A 23,973-nucleotide genomic window follows, 5' to 3' on the forward strand; every position below is an offset into this window, starting at 1 on the left:
GACGCTCTCAGGAGGGCACCACATGTCGACCACCGACACCGGCCAGGAGCCGAACCCCACCACCCCACCACCCGGAACAGACGAAACCGGAACACCGACCGGCACCGACCAGCCCGGGGCGGAAGTACCGCCGTGGGAACGCGACGGCGAACCCTTCGACTCCGCGCGGGCGTGGAACCTGATTCGGAACCTCCGCGCCGAGGTCGCCGCCACCCGGAAGGCCGAGCCCGCCGCGTCCACTGCGACCGGTGACGGTTCTGGCGACACGGCCGAGCTGGCGCGGCAGGTCGCGACACTGTCGACCGACCTGGCCCGCGAACGCGTCGCGCGCAAGCACGCGCTACCTGACGACTTGCTCGGGCTGCTCGGCGACGGCGACGAAGCCGCGTTGACCACGCGGGCCGAGGCACTGATCGCGTGGCGCGACAAGACCACCACCGACGCCAGCACTCCACCTCGCCGCCCGGCCCAGAAACCACGCGGCGGCGCCGACCCGACAGCGACAGCGACCGAAACCGATCCCGCGAAACTCGCCGCCGCCGTCGCCGCTCGACGCCGCTAACCCCCTTCCCTCTCCGCTGCCCGTGTTCGTCATGCGCGGGACCACCAGCACGACCGACCCCTTTGGAGGTGGTGACGCATGGCGAACGAATTTCTTAAGCCGCAGGTGATCGCGGCTACCGCGCTCGGCCTGTTGGAGCGCGACATTGTGCTTCCCGGTCTGGTGTGGCGCGACGCCGTCGCCGACTGGACCGGAAACCAAGGCGACACGGTGTCGATCCGGGTTCCCGCCCGCACCAAGGCACGGCGCCGTGCGCTTCGCGCCGAACCGGCCCCGATCGTCGCCGACCGGCTCCGTGAAACCAAAGTAGACGTCTCGCTCGCGCAGCAGGTGTACTCCGCTGTCGACGTGACCGACGCCGAACTGACGTTGGACATCACCGATTTCGGAGCGCAGGTCCTCGCCCCGCAGGTCCGCGCGATCGCCGAGGACATCGAAAACCAGGTGGCCGAGGCGATGAGCGCCGCGCCGTACGTGACGACGCTGACGCTCGACGTCGCCAAACCTGACTCGACGTTCGTGGACGCGCGGCAGGCGCTCAACGCCGAGTCGGTGCCGGTCGCCGATCGCGTCGCCGTCGTCGGAACCGACGTCGAGGCCGCGATTCTCAAAGCCGACGTGCTCACCAACGCCGACCAGGCAGGCGACAACACCGCATTGCGGGATGCCGAGATCGGACGTCTTCGTGGGGTTCCGGTCGTCCTGTCTACCGCCATCGACCCCGGCACCGCCTACGTCTTCCATCGGACGGCGTTCGTCCTCGGGCTGCGCGCCCCCGTCGTCCCCGACGGTGCGACATTCGGACAGTCCCAGTCGTACGCCGACCTCGCGATGACCTGGCTTCGCGACTACAGCTCGGACTACCTCCGAGACCGGAGTGTCGTTCACACGTTCACGGGAGTGAACCACGTCCTCGACGCGCCGCCGAACGATCCGGCGGCCGACCCGTCGCGATTCGTGCGGGCCGTGAAAATCACGATGCCGACCGCACCGGCGAGCGCGGCCGTGGCCCGGAAGTCCCGATGACCGAACAGGACACGCCGCCGCCGCTGGCGTCCGTCGACGCCCTCGAAACCCTGCTCGGTGAACCCCTCACCGGGCGGGGCCGGGACCGGGCGGCGGCCGTCCTCGACGGCGTCTCGGCCGAAGTCCGCGCCGTCGCAGGGCGCGCATGGATCACCGACCCGCCACCGTTGGCGGTGTCAATCGTCCTGCGCGCCACTGAACGCGCCATCCGCAACCCCCAACAACTCACCACCGAACGGGTCGGCGACTACTCGCGCGGCTTCGACACCGGAACAGTCCCGGCGGGGGTGTGGTTGACCGATGGGGAAACCGCCGCGATCGCCCGCCTGGTCGACGTCGGCGGCATCGTCTCCGTCGCCACTGTCCGCGACGTCGACGTATCCGACCACGAATGGAGCTAAGCCCCGTGTTGTTCCCGCACACCGTGACCGTGTACCCATCGGTCGCCCGTGCCGACATCGACGGCAACATAATTCGATGGGCTGGACCCGACGGCGTGCCCGTCCCCGCGTTCGTCCAGCCGAGGACCGCTACAGAGGACGACACCGGTCCCGGGCAACGTGCCCGGGCGACGTTCACGGCGTACCTGTCGCGGTTCTGCCCGCCGCTCGACGCATGGGCTGCCATCGAATGGGAAGGGCGCTGGTACGAACTCGACGGGGAAGCGCTCGACACCCGCGGTCTCGACGGCGCCGTCCGCCACTGGAAAGCCCACCTCCGAACGGTGGCGGGCCAGTGAGTAAACGCGCGTCCATCCGACGCGGCGTCGAACAACGCCTCGCCCGATCAAAAGGCGTCCGCGCCGCCGTCCGGTCAACCGCCGGGGACGTTCTCGACGCCGCGAAAGCCCGCGCGGCAGACCACCGCGACACCGGCGACTACGCCGCATCCCTCCACATCGAACGGGGTGCCGTAGACGCGCACGTCGTCGCCGACGCACCCCACGCCACCGACCTCGAATACGGCCACACCAACCCCCGTTCGGGCCGGTGGATCGACGGCGCATGGATCATGACCCGTGCCACCGACGACGCGGCGGGCTAGGACTCCGATTTGAGTTGCCAGTCCACACAGTCGGGTAGCCGGTCCGGGCGGTGAAGGAACGCAAGCGCGGCATCGACGGCCTTTGCCCATGGAACGGCCGCGTCGGTCGGGAACTCATGTGGTGTCCCGTAGTAGGCGAATTCGAGGACGTCGTAATCGGTCGGTTCGCCCTTGCTGTAGTGGACGTCATGACCCGCGTACCTCAGCGCGGCGATTCCCTCGCGGTTGGCGGCACCGATGTCAAGGAGGAAGTCCTGGCCGTCAACGGTACCGACGATGTTCACAATGTCCATATAGTATTCATCGGTGTAAAACGTGGCTAGAGCTTCGCGCAGCTCATCCTCGTTTGTCGCCGTGACACCGTCCTTCCCGTGATCTTTGCTGTACCACATGTGGACGGTCATACGTCATCTCTCCCAAGATAGGTTCTACGGCCGCCGGGCCAGTGGACGGTAAGCGTGCTGCCGGGTGCCAGCATCCGTTCAATCAATGTGTCGCAACCGTACTGGCCTTCACATGGACCGTCCGGGTGATTGATCACCAAGGATTCGTTTGTGCGGCCGGACCTTCGCATGAACGCGGCGAACTTCATTTCCACGTGATACATGGTCGTTGGCGCCTTCGGTGGCCCCCAGCGGTGGAACACGCAATCGGCCCAGACCTCGGTCGCCGTCCTCGCCCGATCATCGTCACCACTAGCCCATTCCAGGACGTCGCCACCGACCCACCTGCCATGGGTCTTCGGTATCGATTGACCTAGCCGACGTTCCGCCTTCGGCGTCATCTCGGGCATGTCCCCGAAATACGGCGTCGGGTCAAACGGGCGCTTCGACGGTGACGGCGTGCCGCGATGGCCAGTGAGTCCGCTCAGTAAACCCCGCAGACCCTCGATCGCCGCCCGGATTGCTTCTAGGCGCGGCTTTGTAGCCGCCGCGTGCCCTGTCTCCGCCTCAACATCCGCAACGATCGCACGGGCTTCGGCGGCACGACCGGCCACGCCCACCGACACCAAACCGTCAACCAGTTCACCGCCGGCCGACGACGCTCGGGACAACACCGCCACAAGCTCATCCAACTTCGCTCCGGCCTCATCCACGACCGCGCCGAACTCATCCACCGACGCCATGCCTCACCTCTCATCGTTGGGACACAACATTATCGATCAGACACGGTTCGTTCGCTTCCGGTTGGTTTGTGCCTCCCCCATCCTGCAGCCGTCGCAGTCATCACTCGGCGTTCGCGTGAACGCAGGGACGTACCCAGGCGGGCCATAAAACGGACAACGTACGGCTGCGGACCCGAGAACGGTTTAACCCCAACAGCTGGCCTTCCCCAGACCCCGCAGCTTCCTGACACTCCAAGTGATTGCATAGTGACAACTCAGTCGTGGAGTGTCCAGGTACGCCAGCACCAGAGGTCTGAGAATATGTCAGCGGTGACCTATACGGTCGGACATCTCGGCGAAGTGATCCTATTGTGGCACCAAACGCGCAGTTCGTTCTATCAGTAAGGCATCCTGTGACACTTCTTGACATACAAACCACACCCCCACGTGGGCGCCCCGCCCCCACATCTCCAGTAAAAACGTACACGTCGGTAGAGGTGTGCGCGGGTGCCGGAGGCCAGGCGCTTGGCCTTGAAGCTGCGGGTTTCGAACACTGGGCCTGTGTCGAGTGGGAGCCAGCCGCTTGCGATACCTTGCGCGCGAACCGGCCCCAGTGGAATGTGATAGAAGGCGACCTGCGTAAGTGGAAACCCGAGCCAGGCATGGTTGGAGTTGACCTGCTGGCCGGCGGCGTGCCTTGCCCACCCTTCAGCATCGCGGGAAATCAACTTGGGCGTGAGGATGAGCGTGACCTGTTCCCGGAAATCGTGCGTCTTGCACAAGAACTTAAACCGCGTGCGCTCATGATCGAGAACGTTCGCGGGCTGCTTGGCAAAAAGTTTGACGCCTATCGAACTGAGATCGTTTCCAATCTAAAAAAGCTGGGCTACGAGTTTTGCGGGTGGGAGCTCTTCAACGCCGCTGACTTCGGCGTACCGCAAGCTCGTCTTCGCTCCATCCTTGTTGCGATGCGCCCCGATGCGGCTCAGTTCTTCGAATGGGCTAAGCCAAATACAAAACATGTAACCGTTGGCGACGCTCTCCTACCATTCATGCGAGCATCTGGATGGGATGGCGCTGAGGCATGGGCTAAGGGGGCTCAGGGTCTCGCACCTGCCCTCGTTGGTGGAAGCAAAAAGCACGGTGGGGCCGACCTCGGCCCGACTCGCGCAAAGGCTCGATGGGCCGAGCTCGGGATCGATGGTAAGGGAGTAGCTACGAATACTCCGATGGAGCGGGGTAAAGGGATGCCTCGCCTGACAGTGTCGATGGCTGCCGCGATTCAAGGATTCCCTGCTCACTGGAAGTTTCAAGGGTTGAAGACCGCCGCTTACCGTCAAGTCGGCAACGCGTTCCCGCCACCTGTTGCGGAGGCTGTGGGGAAATCAATCCGGCGAGCACTTCTCACTGCTGACACCATGGAGACCGGTCGATGACAGACATAATTCACCTAAATCACGAGCCCGAAGAATCGCTTATCTCACGAATGCGATCTGAGTTTCATGCTGGCCTTGTAGCCTCTGGAACTCTTTCGGTGAGCGATGAAGGCGTCGCATCAATCTCGGACAAGGGGAACAACCTATCAAAGTATGTTGGGGCAGCGATTGCTAAAGCACTCAGTGTTAGAACCGAAGGCGAACGCGCTGCTGGGCAGACCCTTGGAAGCAGCTTCGAAGTAGCAACGACTGAGTTTGTAAAACGAACCTTCCCGCATTTCACTATGCTACGTCCAGGGAACTGGACAGTTCAGAAAATCGGAAACAATAGACGTTCTGCAATCGCCGAGTTTGAACCGTATCAGCACCTTGAAGCTCTCGCCGAAGCAATAAAGCGTGACCCAGCGTTGCTCGCAGTCCTCGGAAATGCTTACGCCATTGGTCCCGACATTGTGGTATCGCGACAGCCCGAATCCGACCAGTTCATCAATGGTTCCGGGTCACTCGTCGATGACCGAACGGCTCTCAAGACAGCGATCCGGAGTCGTAATCAAAAACGACCGATCTTGCATGCGGTGATCTCGTGTAAGTGGACGCTCCGAAGTGACCGTGCCCAGAACGCTCGCTCAGAAGCGTTGAACCTCATCCGGAACCGAAAAGGGCGACTACCCCACATCATGGTGGTCACAGCCGAGCCGACGCCAAGCCGCCTATCGTCCATCGCGCTTGGTACAGGGGATATTGACTGCGTCTATCACATTGCACTACCAGAGCTGCAGGATGCAATGAAGGAACATGGCAACGATGACAACGTCGATTCCCTGAACACGATGATCGAAGGCCGTCGACTGAAGGACATCAGCGATCTACCGCTCGATTTGGCAATCTGAGCTCCATCTCATGACCCATACCGTTTTGACCGGCGACCGACTTCTCGGTTGTTGGAGATGACTGTTCCTCCTGATCCTGTGCCAGCGATGGTCGCTGTTTACCTATGTACTTGCCTTCTCAGCAGTGACCGCGATCAGTGTTGCGACCGGATCTCGTGCGCGGGTGCCGTTCGTTCATGTCGTTGGCGTGTTTGGCGGGGTGGGGGGCGGTGATCCAGATCGGGAACCGTCCCCCTGTGTGTGTCAGACACCAGCCTCCCACTCCACCACTTGGTAGTCGAGTCGACGCGGTGCGGTACCACTAGAGCATGAAGCTCTGGAAACCACGCGGCGGCAACACATCCGGCCATCGCCTGCCGCTCGTTGTCCATATAGGTACTATCCTCGCCGTCGCCTTGGGGACGGCCTACCTGCTGTGGCGGTTGTGGTCGGGAACGTGGGCGCTGACGCTCACCGAGGGCTTGGACGACAAGGCACGGTTCGAGGTCGCGAAGATCGTTCTTGCGATCGTCGGCGGCCTCGGCGGGGTTGTGTTCCTGACGATCGGCTACCGGAAGCAGCGCGATGGGGAGGCTGCCGAACGCCGGAACGATGCCGCCGAACAGCGACTAGACGCAGCGGATGCCCGCGAGCAATCCAAGCATTTTCACGAGAGGTTCAGTGGAGCCGCCGAACAACTCGGATCTAACGCTGCACGTGTTCGTCTCGCCGGGGCGTACTCCATGGCGGCGCTTGCCGACGACTGGGATGCGGGCCGTCAAACCTGTATCAATGTCCTCTGCGGTTATGTTCGGGCGCCGTATCAACCGCCTGGGGAACTCGACGACACCGCCGATGAACAGGACCTCCAACAGCACCGAGCCGCCACCGAAGAACGCGAGATCCGTCGCGCCATCCTCGACACCATCGGCGAACGCCTTCGCGCTGAACCTGTCAAACACAAGACCTGGCACGGACACCGTTTCGACCTCAACGGAGCCGTCATCGACGCAGGAGACCTATCCAGATCCAAAATCACCCCAGGAACCGTTCTTAATCTCGCTCGCGCGACGTTTTCCGGCGGCGACGTTTCCTTCGCTCGCGCGAAGTTCTCCGGAGGCAACGTTTCCTTCCCGAGCGCGAAGTTCTCCGGAGGCAACGTCTCCTTCTTCGGCGCGACGTTTTCCGGCGGCGACGTTTCCTTCGCTCGCGCGAAGTTCTCCGGAGGCATCGTCTCCTTCCCGAGCGCGACGTTTTCCGGCGGCATCGTCTCCTTCGTGGACGCGAAGTTCTCCGGCGGCATCGTCTCCTTCCCGGGCGCGGATTTTTCCGGCGTCATCGTCTCCTTCGAGGGCGCGACGTTCTCCGGAAGAAACGTTTCCTTCGCGGTCGCGAAGTTCTCCGGCGGCATCGTCTCCTTCGCGCGCGCGAATTTCTCCGGCGGCAAGCTCATCTTGACGGGTGTTAGAGACTGGTCCGCACCCCCAAAGTTCTGAGTTCGATGGCTGCTTGAGTAGTGCCTACGGGAGGTGGTCATGCCTCCCGATCCTGTGCTCGTTACGGTCGCCGTCTTGCGGGACCTGTTGCCGTCAGCCGTGACGGCTGGCACCGTGGTGCCGCCTGACCTCACGGCGAAGCTCCCGTTCGTGCATGTCGCCGCTGTCCGCGGCCGGATCGTGTCGCCGTCGTGGCGGGGTGGGCCGGTGGTCGAGTCGGCGACGGTCGCGTTGTCGTGTTGGGCGGGGCCGGACGCTGGGCACGCCCGTGCCCTTGCTCGTGAAGTTCTCTCCGCTTTGCTTCCCGTCCGGTCCGTTGCCGTCGATGGCGGGACGGTCGTTGCCGTCCTGCATGTGTCCAGCCCCGTTCATGTTCCCGACCCGTTCGCGCCCGCCGATTGCCACCGGTACGTGACCACGGTCGCTGTCACCGTCCACTAGACCCATTCTTTGCGCCGTTCGGCGTTCCTCTATCCATTTTAGGAGGTGCGCCGTATGGCGCTTGATGATTCCACTTTGGTGATTCCGGGGGTGGGGTACGTCTTCACCGCCCCAACGGGTACCGCCCGCCCCACCGACCCGTCCGCGCCGGACGCAGCCTGGACCGATCTGGGGCACAGCTCGGAAGACGGACTCACGGTCACGTTCGAGATTGAGAAGACCGTGCGCCGCACGTGGCGGTCCCGCGCGGGGGTGCGTGAGTCGATCGACGAGATCACGTTCACCCTCGGGTGGACCGCGCTTCAGGTCGACAACGAAGCGCTGTCGGCGTACTTCGGTGGCGGCGACGTCGCGGCCGAAGGCGTGTTCGGCGTCCTGAAATCGCCAGGCGCGTTGGAAAAGGCGCTGTTCATTCGCCTTGTCGACGGTGCCGCGGAGGTCGACTTCTACGCCGCCAAGGCAAGCCTCGGTCCGGGTGGTGAAGCAACAGCGAGCCCCGAAGACTTCACCGGGTTTCCGTTGCAGGCCACGGTTCTCGATCATGCGTCGGCGGCTCACCTCGCCGAATGGCTCGCCCCACACCTCGGCACCCCCGCACCACCGCCACCGCCGCCGCCTGCGGGTGCTGCGGTGAACAGAAAGGACATGACCCGTGGCTGATTCACTTGACGCGGTCGCCGCCGAGGCCACCACCGACCCGAACGCGACGGTGTTGACGCGCCGGTTGTACGGCCGCACGTGGCGGTTCGGTCGCCCCGACATTCGACCCGCGAAACTTCGCCGGTATGCCGCTCTCGCCGAGGGCGTCAACGGCGCCGAGATGTCGGGGGTGGAGGCAATCGAGTTGTCGGCGGCAGCCGAGGACATCCTTCGTTCCGCCCTCCCCGCCGCCGATCGGGACGCGTTCGATGACGCGCCGTTCACCGGCTCCGACATCGGGGAACTCGTCGCCGCATACTTCGGTGAGCTTGGGGTGTCGCCGGGGGAATCGTCGGCCTCGCCGCGCTCATCGTCGCGCACCCGCACGCGGTCGAGGCGGACCTCCAAGCCACGTATCAACTCCCGCTAGGTGATCTGTTCACCGGACGCCTGACGCTGCGGCGGCTGCTCGTCCTCGTCGCCGAACTGCCGTCGACGTCGCGGGTGGCTGTCGCCGTCCGCGGTGCCGGTCACGACGGTTGGGATACCTCCGCCTACCTCCTCGCGGCGGTCGTTGACGCCGTTCACGCGAACACCTACGTCACCGCGCAAACGGCGACTCGCCGCCGTCTTCGCCGTCCCGATCCGTTGCCGCGCCCTGGAACGCCGCGACGGGCCGAGTCACGGCGGGTGGTGCGGGTCGCCGAGATCGCCGCCACGCGGGGCGGAACCGGGGGTGAGTGACGATGGCCGGTCCCGGTGGGCAGGAAGCCGGACGCGTATCTATCCGCGTCCTTCCCGACACGAGCGACTTCCGCCCGGCGTTGCGGAAGTTCCTGGACCGTGTCGCGGCAAGAGAGCTGTTGCGGGTGCGGACGGAGGCCGACACCGACGGGCTCGCGCGCGACGTCATCCGCGGCATTCGCCGGGCCGAGTCGGCAGCCCGCACCGTTGCGATCCCCGCGACGGCCGACACCCGCGGTCTCGTCCGCGACGTGAAACGTGCCGCGAAGACCGCCGAATCGTCGACGTCGATTCGACTTCCGGTCGGGCTGCTCGGTGGTGCGGCGTCGATGGCCGGTCCCGCGATCCTCGCGGCTGGGCTCGTCTCCGCCGTCGCCGGTGCCGCGCAGCTCGCTTCCGCCCTCGCTCCGGTCGCCGGGTCATTGGCGGCACTTCCGGCACTGATCGCCGGTGCGGTCGCCGCCGCCGCGGTTCTCAAACTCGGCATGTCCGGTGTCGCCGACGCGCTCTCCGGTGACGCCGAGGCGTTGAACCGGTTGGCACCGACGGCGCGCGCGTTCGTGACCGAAGTCCGCGCCGCCGCACCCGCCTTCGAAGGCCTGAAACGGGCCGTCCAAGGGCGCCTGTTCGCCGGGCTCGCCTCGGAGTTCGCGGGCCTCGCCGGAACATGGTTGCCGCGGTTGCGGTCGCAGCTTCCGGCGGTCGCCGATGGACTCAACGCCATTGCGCGCGGTGTGGCGGCGGGTGCGACGTCGACCGGGTTCCTCGCCGGGATCGACGCGGCCTTGTCTCACACCTCCGCCGGTTTGGCCGGTCTGGCGCGCGGCGCGGCTCCCGCTCTCGATGCGATCGGTCGCGTCATTGCCGCGTTCGCGCCGGTGCTGTCGGCGGCGGGTGCCGCTGCCGGTGCCGCCGCGGAACGGTTCGGAGCGTTCATCGCTCACGCCGAACAGACCGGGCAACTCGCGTCGTTCGTCGAGTCGGTGTCGGCGGCACTGTCCACGCTCGGCGGCATGCTCGGCAACGTCGGTGGGATCGTCTCGGCGGTCATGTCGGCGTCGTCGTCGGCCGGGGGCGGCCTGCTCGGCACGATCGAGCAAGTCACCGGCGCCGTCTCGACGTTCCTCAACAGTGCCGCAGGTCAGGACACGTTGACATCCCTGTTCGCGTCCGCGCACGCGGTCGTGTCGGCGCTGGTGCCGGTGATCCTCACTCTCGCGCAGGGCGTCGGATCGGTGCTCGCCCCGGCGTTTGCGTCGATCGCCAGTGCGCTCGGCCCCGCCCTCGATGTCCTCGCAGGGTCCCTCATGGACGCCCTGGCCGCTATCGACATCGGACCGCTCGCGTCCGCGCTGGCGTCGGTCGTCACCGCCGCCGCGCCCCTGCTGCCGGTCGTCGGTCGGCTCGCCGATCTGTTCGGCGGCGTCCTCGCCGTCGGGTTGCAAGCCGCCGCAACGCTGATAGAACCGCTCGCCGTCGCTCTCGATCAGGCGTTGAGTCCGTCGCTCCTGTCGTCCATTGCGGACGCATTGGGCGGGGTCGGCGGTGTCCTGTCGCAGGTCGCGGCTGAGGCGGCACCGCTGCTGACGCAGGCATTCGCCGACATGGCGCCGCTACTGAACATGTTGCCGGGGCTGTTGTCGAGCATGGTTCCGGCGTGGCAATCGCTGGCGACCGCCGGGCTCGCGCTGCTGCAAGCCGTCCTCCCTCTCATTCCATCCATTGTGGGCCTGGTTGAGGCGCTGGCGCCCGTCGCCGTCCTCGTCGCCAACGTCGCCGCGCTCATCGCAGAAGAACTCATCGTCGGCGCGATCGTTCCGCTCGTCGAGGCGATCGCGACGGTGGCGGGGTGGCTCATCGACGGCCTCGCCGCCGGACTCGACGCGTGCATGGCCCTCCTCGGTCTGTTCGCCGACGGGTGGGGTGTCCTGACGTCGGCGGTGACCAGTGCGATCGCCCTTATCACCGATTGGGACCGCGCCTACGCGTTCTTCAAGTCGCTACCGGGAAAGATCCTAGGATTCCTGAAGGGACTCCCGGGCAAGTTCACGTCTCTTGGTAAGGACATGATCAATGGCGTCCTTAAGGGATTGAAGAATCTCGGAAGCAAGATCGGTGATCTGTTGCTCGGGTTCGCCGAGGACGCGTGGAACTCCGTAACCGAGTTCTTCGGTATCAGCTCACCGTCGCGCCTGTTCATGTCGTTGGGCGAGGACATCGGCGCGGGCTGGCTCAAGGGACTCAAGGGGATCGAGACGCCGGTGGTGCGTCAGTCGGTGGCGGTCGCGCGTGCGGCGTACGCCCCGTGGGCCGCCGACGTTCCGACGCCCGACACCGCCCGTGCCTACGGTCCGTCGGTTCGCGACGCCGCCGCCTCGCCCGTGATCACGATCGATGGCACCGGACTTCCGCGCGCCCTCACCGAATGGCTTCGGTACGCCGTGCGCACCACTGGCGGCGGCTCCGTTCAAACCGCGTTCGGTCTATAAGGGAGGCGCCACGTGGATGTGTCGGATTTGTCGACGGGGGTGACGGTCGAGGTGTGGGACGGTGCGGTGTGGGTCGACGTCACCGATGACGTGACGTCGGCCGTCCCGATTCAGGCCGGGTCCGGGGGTGAACCCGGCGTGGCACCCGCACCGTCGCAGGTCGCGTTCGAGCTCGACAACGGGACCGGCCGGTACACGCCGCGTCCCAGTGCCCTGCTTCGGTTCGGCACGCGGGCTCGGGTCCGCGTCGTCGTCGACGGTGAACCGTTCACGCGGTTTCTCGGTGACGTCGTCGGCGTCGAACCCTATTGGCCCGCCGGGCGGGACGGCGCCGCGCACGTCGCGGTGACCGCGTCCGGTGTGATCCGCAGACTCGGGCAGGGCCGCGCCGGTGAAACGTCGGCCATGTCGCGCGGCGCGACCGGGTACGTCGCGTATTGGCCCCTTGAGGACGGCCCCGGAACCGTCCGCGCCGCGTCGGGCGTCACAGGTGTTCCGGCGATGTGGACGGCCGCGGGTCGCCGTGTCGCGTTCGCCGAGGTCGACACCGCCCCAGGTTCGTTGCCGTTGCCGGATTGGCGCGCCTCGACCGGATCACTCACCGGCACGATCCCCGGCGGCGCCTTCGACGACGTCTGGTCGATCTCGGCCGTGATCGCCGCCGAACCCGGCCCGGTGTGGCCGGTATGGACGGTCAGCGTCAACGGCAACGTCTGGGTCACCTACACCCTGGCGATCGGCGATGCGGTGACGGTAATCGGGGCCGACCGCGACGACATCGCCGCCACCCTTCTCACCGTGCCCGCGTCGCGGGTCGCCAACGGCGCCGCGCACTGGGTGACCGTCACCCTCGCCACCGACCCCCTCGGTCTGGCCGTCGCCGTTACCGTCGACGGTGTGACCGTCGGGACGGCGACGCACGCGGCCCTCGCCGGCGTCGGACGCCCGACGATGATCACCGCCCGCCCTCGCGCCGCCGGTGGCCTGGCCGTCATGGGGCACCTCGCGGTCACCGCCGCGGCCCCCACCGACGGCGCGGCCGTCGCCGCCCGCCTCGCCGGACACCCCGGTGAGAACACGGGTGCGCGTATCCTTCGCGTCGCCGCCGAAACCAACGTGCCCGTCGACCTCATCGGCGACGCCACCGGCTCCGCACCACTCGGCCCCGACACCCCCGCACCCGTGTTGGCGATCCTCACCGACGCCGCCGCGGCCGACGGCGGCATTCTCACCGAACACCCCTCAACGGGCGGTCTCGTCTACCGCACCCGCGCATCCCTCTACAACCAACCCGCCGCCCTCGACCTCGACGCCGACCGCGACGCGATCACTCCCGCGATCCGGCCCGTCGTCGACGACCAGACGATCCGCAACGACATCACCGTGAACCGCACGAACGGTGGTGCCGCGCGTGCCGTCGCAGACGACGGGCCGTCCGGTATCGCCGAGGTCGGACGCTACGACGAACAGGTCACCGTGTCCGTCGCGTGGGATGAGCAACTACCCGATATTGCGGGGTGGCGGCTCCACCTCGGTACCGCACCCGGCCCCCGATACCCCGTCGTCCCCGTCGACCTCGCCGCCCGCGGCGACCTCATCGCCGCATGGTGCGCACTTCGCCTCGGCGACCGCGTCACCCTCGCCGGGCTCCCCGGCCTCCCCGGCCTCCCCCCAACATCGCTCATCGTCACCGGATACACCGAAACCCTCACCCCGTCCCATTGGGACGCCGTCATCACTGGCGTACCCGGCGGGCCGTGGAGGGTGGCCGTTCGCGACGCCGCCGACCGGTACGACACCGCCGGATGTGCCACCGCCCACGCCATCGACGCCACCGCCACGACCCTCGACGTCGACACCACCACCGGTCCACCGTGGTCGACCGACGCCGTCCCGTTCGATGTCGCGATCGGCGACGGCGACACCGCCACCGTCACCGCCGTCGACGGAACCGGCCCGACACAACGGTTCACGCTCACCCGACACACCGGCGCCATCGCCCACCCCGCCGGTACCGCGGTGCGACTCGCCGCACCCGCCATCCGCGCCCGATAAAGAAAGGACACCCCCCATGCCCGATCTGTTGGCGGGGCAACCGATCCGCGCCGTCGACCACCCGCCGAGCGTGTACGTCGCCGACCCCACCGACCTGGAGAACATCACCAACACCACCTGGTCGCCCGGCACGCCCGACGTGTCGATGACGATCACGGCGCCCACATCCGGCCGCGCCCGTATCGACATCTGGGCCATGGTCGACGAAGACAGCGACGGCGGCGGCGTGTACCTCTCCGTCGAAGTCCGCCACGGCAACCCGACCGGCCCCGTGATCCACGCGCCCTCCACCACCACCGGCGGCATCGCCGCCTACTGGGTCGACGCCGCCCCCATGAACACCTCGGCCAGCGGATGGGTGTTCCTCTCCGGCCTCGAACCCGGCGCCGTCTATTGGGTCCAGTTGCAGCACATGGTCCGCGACCCCGCCACCGGCGGACTCGACATCGCCCACCGCGCCATCCTCTACACCCCACTACCTTAGGAGGTTCCACTATGGCCACATCTGCCTATCGCGCGTGGGTGCGAGCCGGACGGCCATGGAAGAAAGCCGGCCCCATCGCCGACCTTGAGAAGTACGCGCAGCGGCACGGTATCGCCGTCCTCGGCACCCTCGGCAACACCGCACACCTGACGGCCTCCTTCCCCGAAGACCACACGCCGTTCTCTTACACGGCCTGGCCCAAACGACTGTCCGGCTACGTCGTGACCGCCATCGATCTTGCGAACTCTCGCGGCCTCGGTGCGGCGATCCTCCGCGACGCCCGCGCCGGACGCCTCCCCTGGCTGAAATACCTCAACACCAACGGCCGCCACTACAACCACTCCGACCGGTTCCGATCGTCGCGCCCGTCGAACGACCACCACGTTCACGTGTCGATCCGCACCGACCACCTCACCACCGACATCACCGACTACGACCCCCTAGGACTCGACATGGACCTGTCCGACCGCGTGACCCTCCCCGAATGGGTCCGCGAGAACCACCCCGAACTCGACGAGACGATCAGCGTCCGAACGGCTCTGGCGTCCGGCTACGGGCACGCCCGCAGCGCGAAGGACGCCGTCCACGGCCAGGTTCTCCCGGCCCTCGCCGCCCTCGCCGAGACCGTCTCCGCGATCCGCGCCGACCTCGACGCTCTCGCCGAAACCCTCCGCAACCCCACCGACTAAAAGGACGATCGCCTTTGTCTGACTACCTTGTATCCCTCATCCGCACCTGGGTGCCCGTCGCCGTCGGCTCCGTCGCCGCATGGCTCACCGCCCACGGCGTCGACCTCAACACCGCCACCACCACCGCACTCACCACCGGCGGGACGGCAGTTGCCGCCGCCGTCTACTACGCCGCCGCCCGCGCCCTCGAACGCCGCTGGCCCGCCGCCGGATACCTCCTCGGCACCAAACGACCCCCCACCTACACCCCGCCCGCACCGAAGACCGATACCTGATCACACCGGCCCGTTCCGTTTCCCTTCATTGGGGTGCGGGGCGGGCCGGTTTCGCCGTTCCACAAAGAAGACACAAGAGACAGTCGGGCTCGGTGCGTTGCCGACGAGACGACCTCGCTATTGTCGCCAGCACAACCGAAATAGAGCGGCCCCGCCCGGTGCGCCAACACCGAAACGGGGCCTCGCAGACGAGACCTCAGGAGTCCCGCAATGCGTACTACGAACGCTAACAGCGTGCCCACTTCCGTTCGCGCCACCCGCCTCATCTCATTGGGCGCGGCCATGATCCTCACCGCCCACGCCGAACACGCCCTCGCCGTCGCGGTCGGCTTCAATCCCGTCCTCGCCTGGCTGTTCCCCGTCATGCTCGACCTGTACGCCGTCAGCGCGTTTCGCGCCCACGCCCGCCGCGACATCGGCGCGGCCATCGTCCTCATGATCGTCTGCCAGGTCCTCGCCCACCTGCTCACCGCCGGAATGGTCGTGCCCGCATGGTGGCTCGTCATCCCCGTATCCGCCGTCGCCCCCATCGTCCTATGGCGCGGCCACCACCTCACCACCATCACACCCGCCCCCGTTGCCGACCCCGCGCCGACACCCGCCGCACCTGTTGCCTCCATCGTCGAACTGGCGCCCGTCCCCGTTCCCGTCGTCGCGGCACCGCAGGCGTCCCCGCCGCAGCGGCCCGGCAAAGCCCCCGACGCCCGCCGCGCCGAACTCGCCGCCCTCATCACCCGCGAACCCGCCATCACCCAGGCCGCCGCAGCCGCCGCCCTCGGCATCACCGACCGCCAAGTCCGCAACATCGTCGGCGGCTGGGCAACATTCCGCGCCGCAACCCTCACCACCGCATAGGTAAGCGCGGCGGTCCCCGCCCCGGGAACCGCCGCGCATTCGTAGCTTCGTTGAAGGGCTAGCCGTCGAACTCACCCGAGCGGATCGCGGCGACGAGGCCCGCCCAGTCACCGCCCTCAACGGCGAGGAACGGGAAGTCGCCAGAGGTGTCGAGTTTCGAGTCACGCACGGCGATCAGAGCGCTGATCGGTGCAACTTCAACGCACGAGGAACCGCCGTTGCCGTTGCTTCGGCTGGACTTGCGCCATGGGGCGTCGTGAATGCAACCGACTTCGACGCAGTTGTCGCCGTTCCCGCTTCGGCTGGACTTTCGCCACATGATCGGTGTGCGGGCGAGTGGTGCGATCGAGGGCTGTTCCTGACAGGGCATGGCCACCTCCAACGACAGTGAGACGCGCGACTGCGTCACTCTCCGCAAGTATGGAGCCCGAACCGTTGTCGAGCAAGGAAAGCAGGGGTGCAACAACGCTGATGCCGTGTCCGAAGCATGATCGATGAGAGGCAGTGGTGACCCTCCATGCCCCTTACCTACTGCCACGAGACGAAACCGGCCCCCGCCGAGGGGCAGGGGCCGAGAGGTAGATGGGGGCAACGTTGGAATAGCCACTTCAGAAGGAGGGGATTGCTTACTCCACAACGAAAGTGGCGCTGCCTAACGCGTCAGATTGTCGTCGGTTGCGATCGCCGAGAGAAACTCGTTCCACTCAGTGCTGGAGATCGCAAGCGTGGGGAACGCTCCGACCGTACTGAGCTTGGAGTCCCGCACATAGACGGAACCGACCAGCGCGACCTCGACGCAGTTGCCGTTAGCTTGTGTTCGACTTCCCTTGCGCCACCGGGCACGGGCCAGGTCGTCAACTCGCGCGTCCATCCCGCGCCTCCTTCCGTGATTTGAGCGGCATAACTCTTTTGATGCCTCTCGAATGAGCTGGTCTGATGCCGCAGGACTCAAGGCTTCGGCAAGAAGACGCTCAAACACCATCCTATAGCGCTCCAACTCCCCCGAATCTTCGAGATAAAGGGCGCTTGTGAGTCCTTCGAGGTAGACGATGTCAGGATCCTTGTCGAACGCGAGGATGACGAACGGTCCGGCCATGCCGGGATGGGCGCCAGCCGAGAACGGAAGAACTTGGATCGTGATGTTGGGTTGACGTTGAAGTTCCAGGAGGTAGTCAAGCTGCTCACGAAGAACTTTCTTCCCTCCGACCTGATATCTAAGCGCAGCTTCCCCAAGAATCGCCCAAACACGGAGTTTCGGGTCTTCCCTGAGCCGGTCCTGACGGCTCGCGCGTAGTTTCACCCGTTTTTCGATGTCTTCCGGGGCCGCACCTGGGAGTTGCGCCGAGATGAGAGCTCTCGCGTAGTCCTCCGTCTCAAGGATTCCAGGAACGGTGTCCAACTCGTACGTTCGTGTCTCACTGGCTTCAGTTTCGAAGCCGATGAAGTCGGCATACTCGGACGACAGGATGTCCTTATAGGGCTGCCACCACCCCCGTTGCTTCGCGTCTCGCGCAAGCTGCACCAACTCAGCGTGTTGTTCCTCCGGAACGTTGTAAAACCTCAGCAGGCTTTCAACGTACGGCACTCTAACGGCTGCAACACCCGTCTCGATCCGAGACAAGGACGCGTAGTTGATAGCGAGATGCGCCGCCGCAACTTCAAGCGTGATGTTCGCGTCCATGCGGAACTGCCGCAAAGCACGAATCAACCGGCGCTTGCGAACCGTAGGACTCTTACGTGCTGTCATGTGCTCATTCTGCCCCACCGTGCGTTGAGGACGACTTGCGGCACGCCCAACGCTAGAACGCACATTGCGTTTCTGTGACGTGTGTGCAAGGATGTGATCTATCGCAAGTCATGTGAATCACAGGCGAGGTGACGATGTCCAGCCGTATAGACGACGAAAACACCGCACATGCCGCGGTTGTGCCCGTCGAGGTAGGCCACGCGCCGTATGAGTCCAGCTCGCGTTTTCCCGAACCGGTCGAACTGTGCAAGACGTGCACGGAACGTTTCGGAGTCGGGATGAGGTGGCCGTGTGCGTATTTCGCCGAGCAGGCGCCTGGACGTGAGGTGCTGGCGCAGGAGTGAGACGGCGCCCCGCCTGAAACGTCCATAAAAGAATAAAAGCCGGCAGCGGAAGTTTGGACGCCGACGCTGCCGGCTGTGTTTCGAGCTTGGAGGCTCATCATGACCGTACTGGTGGATCAACGCATCCGGCAAGCTCAAACCGCTGTGACCGTGCATGGTCGCGTCGGTCGGATGTTCGGCACGTGTGGCCGTTGTGGGGAAGCGTGGCGCCGCATCGGATGCACGGCGCGGCGCGAAGCGGACGACATTCTTCGTGCCGCGTCGTGGGCGCGACCATGACAACCCGGCGAGACGACCCCGACCGCGTGAACGTCCTGACGGTGGATGGCAACCCGATGATCATCGAAGTGTCCTTCTCGGACGGGGTCTATGCCGTGTGCCGGTCGGCGACGTCGGCCGACACGATCCGCGTCTACGCCCCCGCCAACGGCCACCCGCGTCGGGTCCTCGTCTGCACGATCACCGGCACCGGCGCCGGCGTACCGGAAGCCGCGTGGAACGCCGCCTACCAGCGCCCCGATGGAACCGATTGGCGGGACGCGCTCGTGGTGGCGGCGGTGAGCGCCGCACGCCGCGCCGACACCCGGACACCGCCCGGCCGTCCGCCGGTCGTGTGGGAGTTCCGCCCGTCGGGCGCTTAGACCTTTTCCCTCTCCACTGGGTGGGGCCGCTCTGGCAGGAAACACGCGGCCCCACCCTCCCTTCACGACCCATGAAACGAGGTCCACATGCGATTCTTTGTCGACATGCACTACCAGGTTGACCGGTCGGTTGCCGTCAACGACGACCGGTGCACCGCGCTCCTGACCGCTTTTCAGGAACATGTCCCCATGGGAGTCGCCGACCTGTCGGTGTGCGGACTGCCCGCGACGGGGCGGGTGACCGTCTCGGCAACAATCCGCGCCCCGGAACCGCCCGCCGCTCTCGACGTACTCCAACCCGTCATCGACATGGTGTTCACGGCCGTACTCGGTGGAACGGAGGCGGTGACCGTCGTCGGGTTCGACGTCGAAGCCGAACCGACCGCGGCCCTGACGCCCGATGCGGTGCGAACGCTCGACGCGCTCATCGAACACCTCGACGAGCCAGGACCGTTCGTGATCGAGACCGCCCTAGCGAGGTACGCCGCCACCGCGATGGCGGCCTTGGCGGTGCCGTTCGCGGCGGCACCGACGTCGATCGTCGACGACCTCGGGGCGTGCTGATGGGCCCCGTCACCGCGCCCCGGTCCGCGTTCATGACGGTGGTCGTCCAGTTCGAGACCGATCGCGGCGGTGACGACCTGGGATGCCGCCTCGACCGGGTCGTATCCCGTATCGACGCCGTCCCCAGTGTCGTGCTTGCGTTCGCCCGCCGCCACGTCATCCCCGGAAGCGGCGACGTCTGTGTAACCGTCGACGCCCCCACACCCGCCGCCGCGATCACCACCGCGAACGACATCACCGCACCGATCCTCGCCGACGAACTCGGCCCGACCGTCGCCGCCAACCGGTGGCGGCTCGTCCTCCATCACGGCACCGGCCCCCGCTCATGGGCCGACGTCCTGACCGCCCTCGGCGGTCTCCGGCCCCCGACCACCACCATCTAACACAGTAGACACAAAACAGCCAACGGCTCGGTCTGCAAACTACGCCGTTGGCTGGAGAAAGGATTCTCAGTGCAAATCGTAACTGGCGCTGCCGTCGTGCGCGCCCGAGCGGCCGTCGACCGACACCGCCCGGACCCGATCTCCACACACCCCCTCGGCCTTACCCAGTGCCGTGAATGCGGGCACCGGTGGCCGTCCGCGGTCTGGACCCCACCCGAACGACGCGGCTGCGCCGAGTATCGGGCCGCACGAGTGATCGTCGACGCCGCCGAGACCCGCGCAAGCGAAGCGATCGTGATCGAGTGGCGGGCCGCGCCGAAACGGCGCCGCTGGTTCCGTCGCCGCCCCACGCCGCGGGCCGTCGTCCTGCCGCAGGTTGCGTATCGGGCGGTCGGAATCGCACGCGTCCCCGTCGTCCGCGCGGCTTAGACCTCACTGCCCCCACCGGGTGGGGCCGTTCAGTTCCCCCCAATGCTGACCGGCCCCACCCGCCATTGAAAGGACACGTGTTGTCTCCACTGGACGGCCGGTATCCGGGGTGGATCATCGGCGCCCTGGCGGCGCTCCCTGGCGTCGCGGCGACCGTCACCGCCGCGACAGTCGATCTCGTCGACGCCGCCGACCTGCACCCCGGCCAGACCGCCGCCGTCACAGGAACCGCAACCGCTGCCCTCGTCGCGCACCGTCTCGGCGCCGCCGCGGTCACTGTCGTCGCCGATGGAACCCGCGCCGACCGCGCCCGTTCTGCCCTCGACAACGCCGGCCTCGACAGCGTTCGTGTCGCCGTCGACACCGCACCCGTCGACCGGATCATCACCGGCACTCACCGCCCAACACTGGTGCCGCCGTGGTGGTTCAACGGCCTCAACCCGACGGGAACCCTCACCGCCCGCGTGACCGGTCCATTGGAGACCGCGATACTTCGCGCCACCACCGCGGGCGACCGCCTCCGCGCCACCATCGACCTCGACGCCCACCACGGCCGTGACCCCACGCCCCCGCCACCAGGGACACGATGGACAAAAGGTGGCCGCGTCGACGGTGACCTCACCACCGCCATCATCGACAACCCCGCGTTTCGAATCATCCTTCAGTTCACACTCCCTGGACTCACCCCCACCGTGATCGACGACCGCGGCGTCACGCTTCACGGGCATTACCACCGGAACCACTGGACCCGGATCACCCTGATCACCCAAGCTCCCGGCGCGCGAATCCACTACACCGGCGGTCGATCCATGCCCGCCCGCATTCGATCCCTCTACCGCATGTGGACACGCAACGGCGCACCCGACGTGTCCGACATTCGCGTCTTGATCCCCCCGACCGGGACACCATCCCTAACCACCGGCGACGGCCGCAACCTCGGACGCGCCCCCACCCTCCATGAACACACCCGACACTGAAAGGCCCACCGTGGTCCGTCTCGACAACATCCCCCTGAACGCGACCCTCCACCGCCGGCTATCGGCAAGGTTCGTTCACCTTGTCGCCTACCGCGGCGTCCCCGGCCGCGTCGAAATCCACCTCGACCGTCCGATCACCACCACCGTCCTCGGCGTCTACGACCGCGAAAGCGGCGTTCTCGAACTCCTACCCCGCTGGGTCCCCGTTCTCACCCCTGCCGAAACAGTGCTTCTCACCGAGACGATCCGAGCCGCCCTAACCCGAACCGGGAGAGTCACCCGTGTTTGACACACCAGACGAAGCAGGCCTCGCTGTACTTGCTTTGACGTTCCTTCTCATGGCGGCATGGCGGTTGTCGCCGACCGTCCGGGTCACCGCCCGCGACATGGTCGGCAAGCTCTTGTTCCTCGCTGCGGTCGCAGCGGTCGCCGTCGCCGTCCTCGTCGGGCAATGACCTAAGCCCGCGGCTGGACACGATTCGCTGTGCGGTACGCCTCGACGTCGGTCCAGGCGTACCGCACCGTACTACCGATCTTCGACCACGCCGGGCCGCGTCCCTGCCAACGCCACTGCGCCAGCGTCTTCGTTGACACCTTCAGGGTCTCGGCGACCTCGGCCGGTGTTCCCATTCGCTCCATTGCTTTCGCCTTCCATCGATATCTGTCGAGATCAATGATCAATCCGAGCGAGAATACAGTCAAGATGATTTGACTTACTATCAAAATGATGTAATGTTCGGCGGGTGACAGAGAACCCGACAGACCCGACTGCGGATCACGTCCGCGCGAACATCGAACGCCTCCGTAAGGCGCGCGGCCTGAGCTACCAGGCGCTGTCCGACCGGCTCGAAACGATGGGACGACCGATCCCGCCGCTTGGCCTGTCCCGCATCGAGAAGGGCACCCGACGCGTCGACGTTGGTGACCTCGTCGCCCTCGCCCAGATATTCGACCTCAGCCCCGCCGCTCTCCTGCTCCCGCCCCACGACGACGGCGACCCCGTCGACATCACCGGCGGACCGTCCGTCCCGTGGCGGACGGCATGGCGGTGGAACAGCGGTGAGCACCCGCTATTCGCACCCGACGAGGAAGGTGACCCCCGCGCCGACCCCGAATGGCCCGAACGGCTGCGCCGCTACATCCGCGCCAGCCGCCCCCACGAGGCCGCCGACATTGTCGACGAGATCGCCCGGTTCCTGTCCTCCCGGCTCGCCGGCTCCTGGCGCCTTGAGATCGACCGCGACCACACCGGACGCACCCGCGCCCACCTCACCAAGGAATCAACCCCAACCCCCGAATAGGAGCCGATCAATGGCCCGAGTGTGGATCTACGACCGCGCCGCCAATGACGACTACAAAGACTCAGTCAAGAACGCCAAGAAGGCCAAGCGCATGCCCCCCAAGCGATGGCAGGTCCGGTGGTACGACGACAACAACAAACCCAAGACAGCCGCTTTCGCTAAAAAGGTCGACGCCGAGGCCAAAGCGTCGGAGATCGAATCCACTCTCCATGCCGGGACGTACCGCGACCCCAAGGCGGGCAAGACCCCTTTCAAGGACGTGTGCGAGTCGTGGTTGATAAACCACCGGGACACGAAACCGTCGACCCGCCGCACATACCGGCGGTTGTTGGACGGGCATTGCCTACCCCGGTGGGGCAACGTTGCCGTCAGCGCAATCGACTTCGAACGGTACGCCAGTTGGATCACGTCGCTTGAGCGCGACGCGAACGCGAAACCCAAGGACACGACGGGGTTGGGAGCGTCCCAGATCCATTCCATCCACACCGTCATGGTGATGGTCCTCGACTGGGCGATCAAGTCGAAGCTGATCACGCAGAACCCGGTCAAAGGCATGGTCTCCCTACCCCGCATCGTGCCGACCGATCACGTGTACCTGACACACCAACAGATCGAACGGCTCGCCGTCGCGGGAAGTGCTCTCATCACCAAACGCGGCCACTCGACCGCCGCGGCACGAATCAACCGTGCGCTCATCCTCACCTTGGCGTACACCGGAATCCGTATCGGTGAAGCAGCCGCATTGCATGTGCGTTCGGTGAACCTCACCTCGCGGCGCCTGTTCGTCACCGCAACGTTCATCGACGCCGGGGGATACCACGAAGGACCTCCGAAGAACGGCACCTCGCGAGCGGTCCCCATCGCCGGGTTTCTCGTCAGGGAACTGGAGAAACTGGTGACCGGCCGCGACCCGGACGAGTATCTATTCACGACCGACAGCGGCAAACCGATACGTGTCACGAACTGGCGCAACCGTGAGTTCAATCGGGCGGTCGACGCGGCCGGGCTCGCTGGACGCGGGATCACTCCGCACAAACTGCGGCATACGGCCGCGTCACTGGCGATCGCGGCGGGCGCTGACGTCTACGTTGTACAGCGAATGCTGGGCCACGCCAAGCCGTCGATCACCCTCGACGTCTACGGTCACCTGTGGCACGACCGCCTCGACGAAGTTTCCCAGATATTGGACGCCAAGCGATCCGAGGCGCTCGCAGCGGTCGCGGCGACGGGTGCCATGTGTAATAAATGTGTAATGGAGGGTCGCCCGCACGAAACGTGTTCTCATGGTGACGCAAGCGAAAGGCCCTTGATCAGTGGTTTCACCGATCAAGGGCCTTCGTCTGGCAGGAGTGACAGGACTCGAACCTGCAACCTGCGG

32 protein-coding genes are annotated in these 23,973 nt (G+C 66.1%); 26 read left to right on the forward strand and 6 right to left on the reverse strand.

Annotation, left to right across the window (positions count from 1 at the left end):
• Positions 1-22: 22 nt before the first annotated feature.
• The 5 genes from ACM9NP_RS19260 to ACM9NP_RS19280 all read left to right on the forward strand — a co-directional run bounded on the left by ACM9NP_RS19260 (position 23) and on the right by ACM9NP_RS19280 (position 2,632).
• A complete protein-coding gene (locus ACM9NP_RS19260) occupies positions 23-562 on the forward strand; it encodes a hypothetical protein (RefSeq protein ID WP_415648138.1) in 540 nt (179 codons plus the stop codon).
• Positions 563-640: 78 nt separating this feature from the next.
• Complete coding sequence (locus ACM9NP_RS19265) at positions 641-1,588, forward strand: P22 phage major capsid protein family protein (protein WP_415648139.1); 948 nt, start codon at positions 641-643, stop codon at positions 1,586-1,588.
• Entirely contained in the window at positions 1,585-1,989 is a 405-nt protein-coding gene (locus ACM9NP_RS19270) for a hypothetical protein (protein ID WP_415648140.1), read from the forward strand. Before ACM9NP_RS19265 ends, ACM9NP_RS19270 begins: the two co-directional genes overlap by 4 nt.
• The gene (locus ACM9NP_RS19275; RefSeq protein WP_415648141.1) at positions 1,980-2,327 is read left to right on the forward strand and encodes a hypothetical protein; all 348 of its coding nucleotides are present in this window, start codon (positions 1,980-1,982) and stop codon (positions 2,325-2,327) included. Before ACM9NP_RS19270 ends, ACM9NP_RS19275 begins: the two co-directional genes overlap by 10 nt.
• Positions 2,324-2,632 (forward strand): DUF5403 family protein, encoded by a 309-nt coding sequence (locus ACM9NP_RS19280; protein ID WP_415648142.1) that lies wholly within the window; start codon positions 2,324-2,326, stop codon positions 2,630-2,632. Before ACM9NP_RS19275 ends, ACM9NP_RS19280 begins: the two co-directional genes overlap by 4 nt.
• Here the strand turns inward: ACM9NP_RS19280 and ACM9NP_RS19285 are convergent.
• Both ACM9NP_RS19285 and ACM9NP_RS19290 read right to left on the reverse strand, forming a co-directional pair.
• Complete coding sequence (locus tag ACM9NP_RS19285) at positions 2,629-3,024, reverse strand: Imm1 family immunity protein (protein ID WP_415648143.1); 396 nt, start codon at positions 3,022-3,024, stop codon at positions 2,629-2,631. The two genes, ACM9NP_RS19280 and ACM9NP_RS19285, sit on opposite strands and share 4 nt — an antisense overlap.
• A gap of 8 nt (positions 3,025-3,032) precedes the next feature.
• Positions 3,033-3,758, reverse strand: a complete 726-nt coding sequence (locus ACM9NP_RS19290; protein WP_415648144.1) for a DddA-like double-stranded DNA deaminase toxin — start codon at positions 3,756-3,758, stop codon at positions 3,033-3,035.
• Positions 3,759-4,234: 476 nt separating this feature from the next.
• Between ACM9NP_RS19290 and ACM9NP_RS19295 the strand changes: the two genes are divergently transcribed.
• The 6 genes from ACM9NP_RS19295 to ACM9NP_RS19320 all read left to right on the forward strand — a co-directional run bounded on the left by ACM9NP_RS19295 (position 4,235) and on the right by ACM9NP_RS19320 (position 9,048).
• A complete protein-coding gene (locus ACM9NP_RS19295) occupies positions 4,235-5,173 on the forward strand; it encodes a DNA cytosine methyltransferase (protein WP_415648168.1) in 939 nt (312 codons plus the stop codon).
• On the forward strand, positions 5,170-6,063 hold the full coding sequence (locus ACM9NP_RS19300) for an NgoMIV family type II restriction endonuclease (RefSeq protein WP_415648145.1): 894 nt from the start codon (positions 5,170-5,172) through the stop codon (positions 6,061-6,063). Before ACM9NP_RS19295 ends, ACM9NP_RS19300 begins: the two co-directional genes overlap by 4 nt.
• Before the next feature lie 461 nt (positions 6,064-6,524).
• Positions 6,525-7,538 (forward strand): pentapeptide repeat-containing protein, encoded by a 1,014-nt coding sequence (locus tag ACM9NP_RS19305; protein ID WP_415648146.1) that lies wholly within the window; start codon positions 6,525-6,527, stop codon positions 7,536-7,538.
• Between the two features lie 39 nt (positions 7,539-7,577).
• Positions 7,578-7,979: a hypothetical protein gene (locus ACM9NP_RS19310; protein WP_415648147.1), complete on the forward strand. Its 402-nt coding sequence runs from the start codon at positions 7,578-7,580 to the stop codon at positions 7,977-7,979.
• Between the two features lie 54 nt (positions 7,980-8,033).
• Complete coding sequence (locus ACM9NP_RS19315) at positions 8,034-8,639, forward strand: phage tail tube protein (protein WP_415648148.1); 606 nt, start codon at positions 8,034-8,036, stop codon at positions 8,637-8,639.
• A complete protein-coding gene (locus tag ACM9NP_RS19320; protein ID WP_415648149.1) occupies positions 8,632-9,048 on the forward strand; it encodes a hypothetical protein in 417 nt (138 codons plus the stop codon). Before ACM9NP_RS19315 ends, ACM9NP_RS19320 begins: the two co-directional genes overlap by 8 nt.
• Here ACM9NP_RS19320 and ACM9NP_RS19325 read toward each other — a convergent pair.
• Positions 9,045-9,206, reverse strand: a complete 162-nt coding sequence (locus ACM9NP_RS19325; protein WP_415648150.1) for a hypothetical protein — start codon at positions 9,204-9,206, stop codon at positions 9,045-9,047. The genes ACM9NP_RS19320 and ACM9NP_RS19325 overlap by 4 nt on opposite strands.
• Before the next feature lie 158 nt (positions 9,207-9,364).
• Between ACM9NP_RS19325 and ACM9NP_RS19330 the strand changes: the two genes are divergently transcribed.
• The 6 genes from ACM9NP_RS19330 (at position 9,365) to ACM9NP_RS19355 (ending at position 16,209) form a co-directional block, all read left to right on the forward strand.
• Positions 9,365-11,851, forward strand: a complete 2,487-nt coding sequence (locus ACM9NP_RS19330; RefSeq protein ID WP_415648151.1) for a phage tail protein — start codon at positions 9,365-9,367, stop codon at positions 11,849-11,851.
• A gap of 12 nt (positions 11,852-11,863) precedes the next feature.
• Positions 11,864-13,906 (forward strand): hypothetical protein, encoded by a 2,043-nt coding sequence (locus ACM9NP_RS19335; RefSeq protein ID WP_415648152.1) that lies wholly within the window; start codon positions 11,864-11,866, stop codon positions 13,904-13,906.
• A 16-nt stretch (positions 13,907-13,922) separates the two neighbouring features.
• Positions 13,923-14,390: a hypothetical protein gene (locus ACM9NP_RS19340; RefSeq protein WP_415648153.1), complete on the forward strand. Its 468-nt coding sequence runs from the start codon at positions 13,923-13,925 to the stop codon at positions 14,388-14,390.
• Positions 14,391-14,401: 11 nt separating this feature from the next.
• Positions 14,402-15,079, forward strand: a complete 678-nt coding sequence (locus ACM9NP_RS19345) for a hypothetical protein (protein ID WP_415648154.1) — start codon at positions 14,402-14,404, stop codon at positions 15,077-15,079.
• A 14-nt stretch (positions 15,080-15,093) separates the two neighbouring features.
• Positions 15,094-15,354 (forward strand): hypothetical protein, encoded by a 261-nt coding sequence (locus ACM9NP_RS19350; protein WP_415648155.1) that lies wholly within the window; start codon positions 15,094-15,096, stop codon positions 15,352-15,354.
• Positions 15,355-15,588: 234 nt separating this feature from the next.
• Positions 15,589-16,209, forward strand: a complete 621-nt coding sequence (locus ACM9NP_RS19355) for a hypothetical protein (protein ID WP_415648170.1) — start codon at positions 15,589-15,591, stop codon at positions 16,207-16,209.
• Between the two features lie 58 nt (positions 16,210-16,267).
• Here the strand turns inward: ACM9NP_RS19355 and ACM9NP_RS19360 are convergent, their stop codons facing one another.
• A complete protein-coding gene (locus tag ACM9NP_RS19360; protein WP_415648156.1) occupies positions 16,268-16,579 on the reverse strand; it encodes a DUF397 domain-containing protein in 312 nt (103 codons plus the stop codon).
• A 282-nt stretch (positions 16,580-16,861) separates the two neighbouring features.
• Positions 16,862-17,956 (reverse strand): Scr1 family TA system antitoxin-like transcriptional regulator, encoded by a 1,095-nt coding sequence (locus tag ACM9NP_RS19365; protein WP_415648157.1) that lies wholly within the window; start codon positions 17,954-17,956, stop codon positions 16,862-16,864.
• Positions 17,957-18,575: 619 nt separating this feature from the next.
• On the opposite strand from ACM9NP_RS19365, the gene ACM9NP_RS19370 reads away from it, so the two are divergent.
• The 7 genes from ACM9NP_RS19370 to ACM9NP_RS19400 all read left to right on the forward strand — a co-directional run bounded on the left by ACM9NP_RS19370 (position 18,576) and on the right by ACM9NP_RS19400 (position 21,749).
• The gene (locus ACM9NP_RS19370) at positions 18,576-18,941 is read left to right on the forward strand and encodes a hypothetical protein (protein WP_415648158.1); all 366 of its coding nucleotides are present in this window, start codon (positions 18,576-18,578) and stop codon (positions 18,939-18,941) included.
• An 87-nt stretch (positions 18,942-19,028) separates the two neighbouring features.
• Entirely contained in the window at positions 19,029-19,505 is a 477-nt protein-coding gene (locus tag ACM9NP_RS19375; protein WP_415648159.1) for a hypothetical protein, read from the forward strand.
• A complete protein-coding gene (locus tag ACM9NP_RS19380; RefSeq protein ID WP_415648160.1) occupies positions 19,499-19,888 on the forward strand; it encodes a hypothetical protein in 390 nt (129 codons plus the stop codon). The genes ACM9NP_RS19375 and ACM9NP_RS19380 overlap by 7 nt, the downstream gene beginning before the upstream one ends.
• A 69-nt stretch (positions 19,889-19,957) precedes the next feature.
• Positions 19,958-20,317 (forward strand): hypothetical protein, encoded by a 360-nt coding sequence (locus tag ACM9NP_RS19385; protein WP_415648161.1) that lies wholly within the window; start codon positions 19,958-19,960, stop codon positions 20,315-20,317.
• Positions 20,318-20,394: 77 nt separating this feature from the next.
• Complete coding sequence (locus tag ACM9NP_RS19390; RefSeq protein WP_415648162.1) at positions 20,395-21,294, forward strand: hypothetical protein; 900 nt, start codon at positions 20,395-20,397, stop codon at positions 21,292-21,294.
• The gene (locus ACM9NP_RS19395; RefSeq protein ID WP_415648163.1) at positions 21,275-21,583 is read left to right on the forward strand and encodes a hypothetical protein; all 309 of its coding nucleotides are present in this window, start codon (positions 21,275-21,277) and stop codon (positions 21,581-21,583) included. The genes ACM9NP_RS19390 and ACM9NP_RS19395 overlap by 20 nt, the downstream gene beginning before the upstream one ends.
• A complete protein-coding gene (locus ACM9NP_RS19400) occupies positions 21,576-21,749 on the forward strand; it encodes a hypothetical protein (protein ID WP_415648164.1) in 174 nt (57 codons plus the stop codon). Before ACM9NP_RS19395 ends, ACM9NP_RS19400 begins: the two co-directional genes overlap by 8 nt.
• A 1-nt stretch (position 21,750) precedes the next feature.
• On the opposite strand, the gene ACM9NP_RS19405 is transcribed toward ACM9NP_RS19400, so the two are convergent.
• A complete protein-coding gene (locus ACM9NP_RS19405; protein WP_415648165.1) occupies positions 21,751-21,933 on the reverse strand; it encodes a helix-turn-helix domain-containing protein in 183 nt (60 codons plus the stop codon).
• A 104-nt stretch (positions 21,934-22,037) separates the two neighbouring features.
• Here ACM9NP_RS19405 and ACM9NP_RS19410 point away from each other — a divergent pair, with 104 nt between their 5' ends.
• On the forward strand, positions 22,038-22,595 hold the full coding sequence (locus ACM9NP_RS19410) for a helix-turn-helix domain-containing protein (protein WP_415648166.1): 558 nt from the start codon (positions 22,038-22,040) through the stop codon (positions 22,593-22,595).
• A gap of 10 nt (positions 22,596-22,605) precedes the next feature.
• Positions 22,606-23,973: tyrosine-type recombinase/integrase (locus ACM9NP_RS19415; protein ID WP_415648167.1), on the forward strand; the 1,368-nt coding region annotated here is incomplete at its 3' end.

The organism is Stackebrandtia soli (assembly GCF_965137155.1).
Taxonomy (GTDB): Bacteria; Actinomycetota; Actinomycetes; order Mycobacteriales; family Micromonosporaceae; genus Stackebrandtia; species Stackebrandtia soli.

Coding starts and splice junctions, on each gene's coding strand:
- ACM9NP_RS19285 (WP_415648143.1), bottom strand. CDS start 3,024: ATGTGGTACAGCAAAGATCACGGGAAGGACGGTGTCACGGCGACAAAC.
- ACM9NP_RS19375 (WP_415648159.1), top strand. CDS start 19,029: ATGCGATTCTTTGTCGACATGCACTACCAGGTTGACCGGTCGGTTGCC.
- ACM9NP_RS19290 (WP_415648144.1), bottom strand. CDS start 3,758: ATGGCGTCGGTGGATGAGTTCGGCGCGGTCGTGGATGAGGCCGGAGCG.
- ACM9NP_RS19405 (WP_415648165.1), bottom strand. CDS start 21,933: ATGGAGCGAATGGGAACACCGGCCGAGGTCGCCGAGACCCTGAAGGTG.
- ACM9NP_RS19275 (WP_415648141.1), top strand. CDS start 1,980: ATGGAGCTAAGCCCCGTGTTGTTCCCGCACACCGTGACCGTGTACCCA.
- ACM9NP_RS19340 (WP_415648153.1), top strand. CDS start 13,923: ATGCCCGATCTGTTGGCGGGGCAACCGATCCGCGCCGTCGACCACCCG.
- ACM9NP_RS19330 (WP_415648151.1), top strand. CDS start 9,365: ATGGCCGGTCCCGGTGGGCAGGAAGCCGGACGCGTATCTATCCGCGTC.
- ACM9NP_RS19310 (WP_415648147.1), top strand. CDS start 7,578: ATGCCTCCCGATCCTGTGCTCGTTACGGTCGCCGTCTTGCGGGACCTG.
- ACM9NP_RS19315 (WP_415648148.1), top strand. CDS start 8,034: ATGGCGCTTGATGATTCCACTTTGGTGATTCCGGGGGTGGGGTACGTC.
- ACM9NP_RS19345 (WP_415648154.1), top strand. CDS start 14,402: ATGGCCACATCTGCCTATCGCGCGTGGGTGCGAGCCGGACGGCCATGG.
- ACM9NP_RS19360 (WP_415648156.1), bottom strand. CDS start 16,579: ATGCCCTGTCAGGAACAGCCCTCGATCGCACCACTCGCCCGCACACCG.
- ACM9NP_RS19395 (WP_415648163.1), top strand. CDS start 21,275: ATGAACACACCCGACACTGAAAGGCCCACCGTGGTCCGTCTCGACAAC.
- ACM9NP_RS19265 (WP_415648139.1), top strand. CDS start 641: ATGGCGAACGAATTTCTTAAGCCGCAGGTGATCGCGGCTACCGCGCTC.
- ACM9NP_RS19365 (WP_415648157.1), bottom strand. CDS start 17,956: ATGACAGCACGTAAGAGTCCTACGGTTCGCAAGCGCCGGTTGATTCGT.
- ACM9NP_RS19260 (WP_415648138.1), top strand. CDS start 23: ATGTCGACCACCGACACCGGCCAGGAGCCGAACCCCACCACCCCACCA.
- ACM9NP_RS19370 (WP_415648158.1), top strand. CDS start 18,576: ATGACAACCCGGCGAGACGACCCCGACCGCGTGAACGTCCTGACGGTG.
- ACM9NP_RS19270 (WP_415648140.1), top strand. CDS start 1,585: ATGACCGAACAGGACACGCCGCCGCCGCTGGCGTCCGTCGACGCCCTC.
- ACM9NP_RS19300 (WP_415648145.1), top strand. CDS start 5,170: ATGACAGACATAATTCACCTAAATCACGAGCCCGAAGAATCGCTTATC.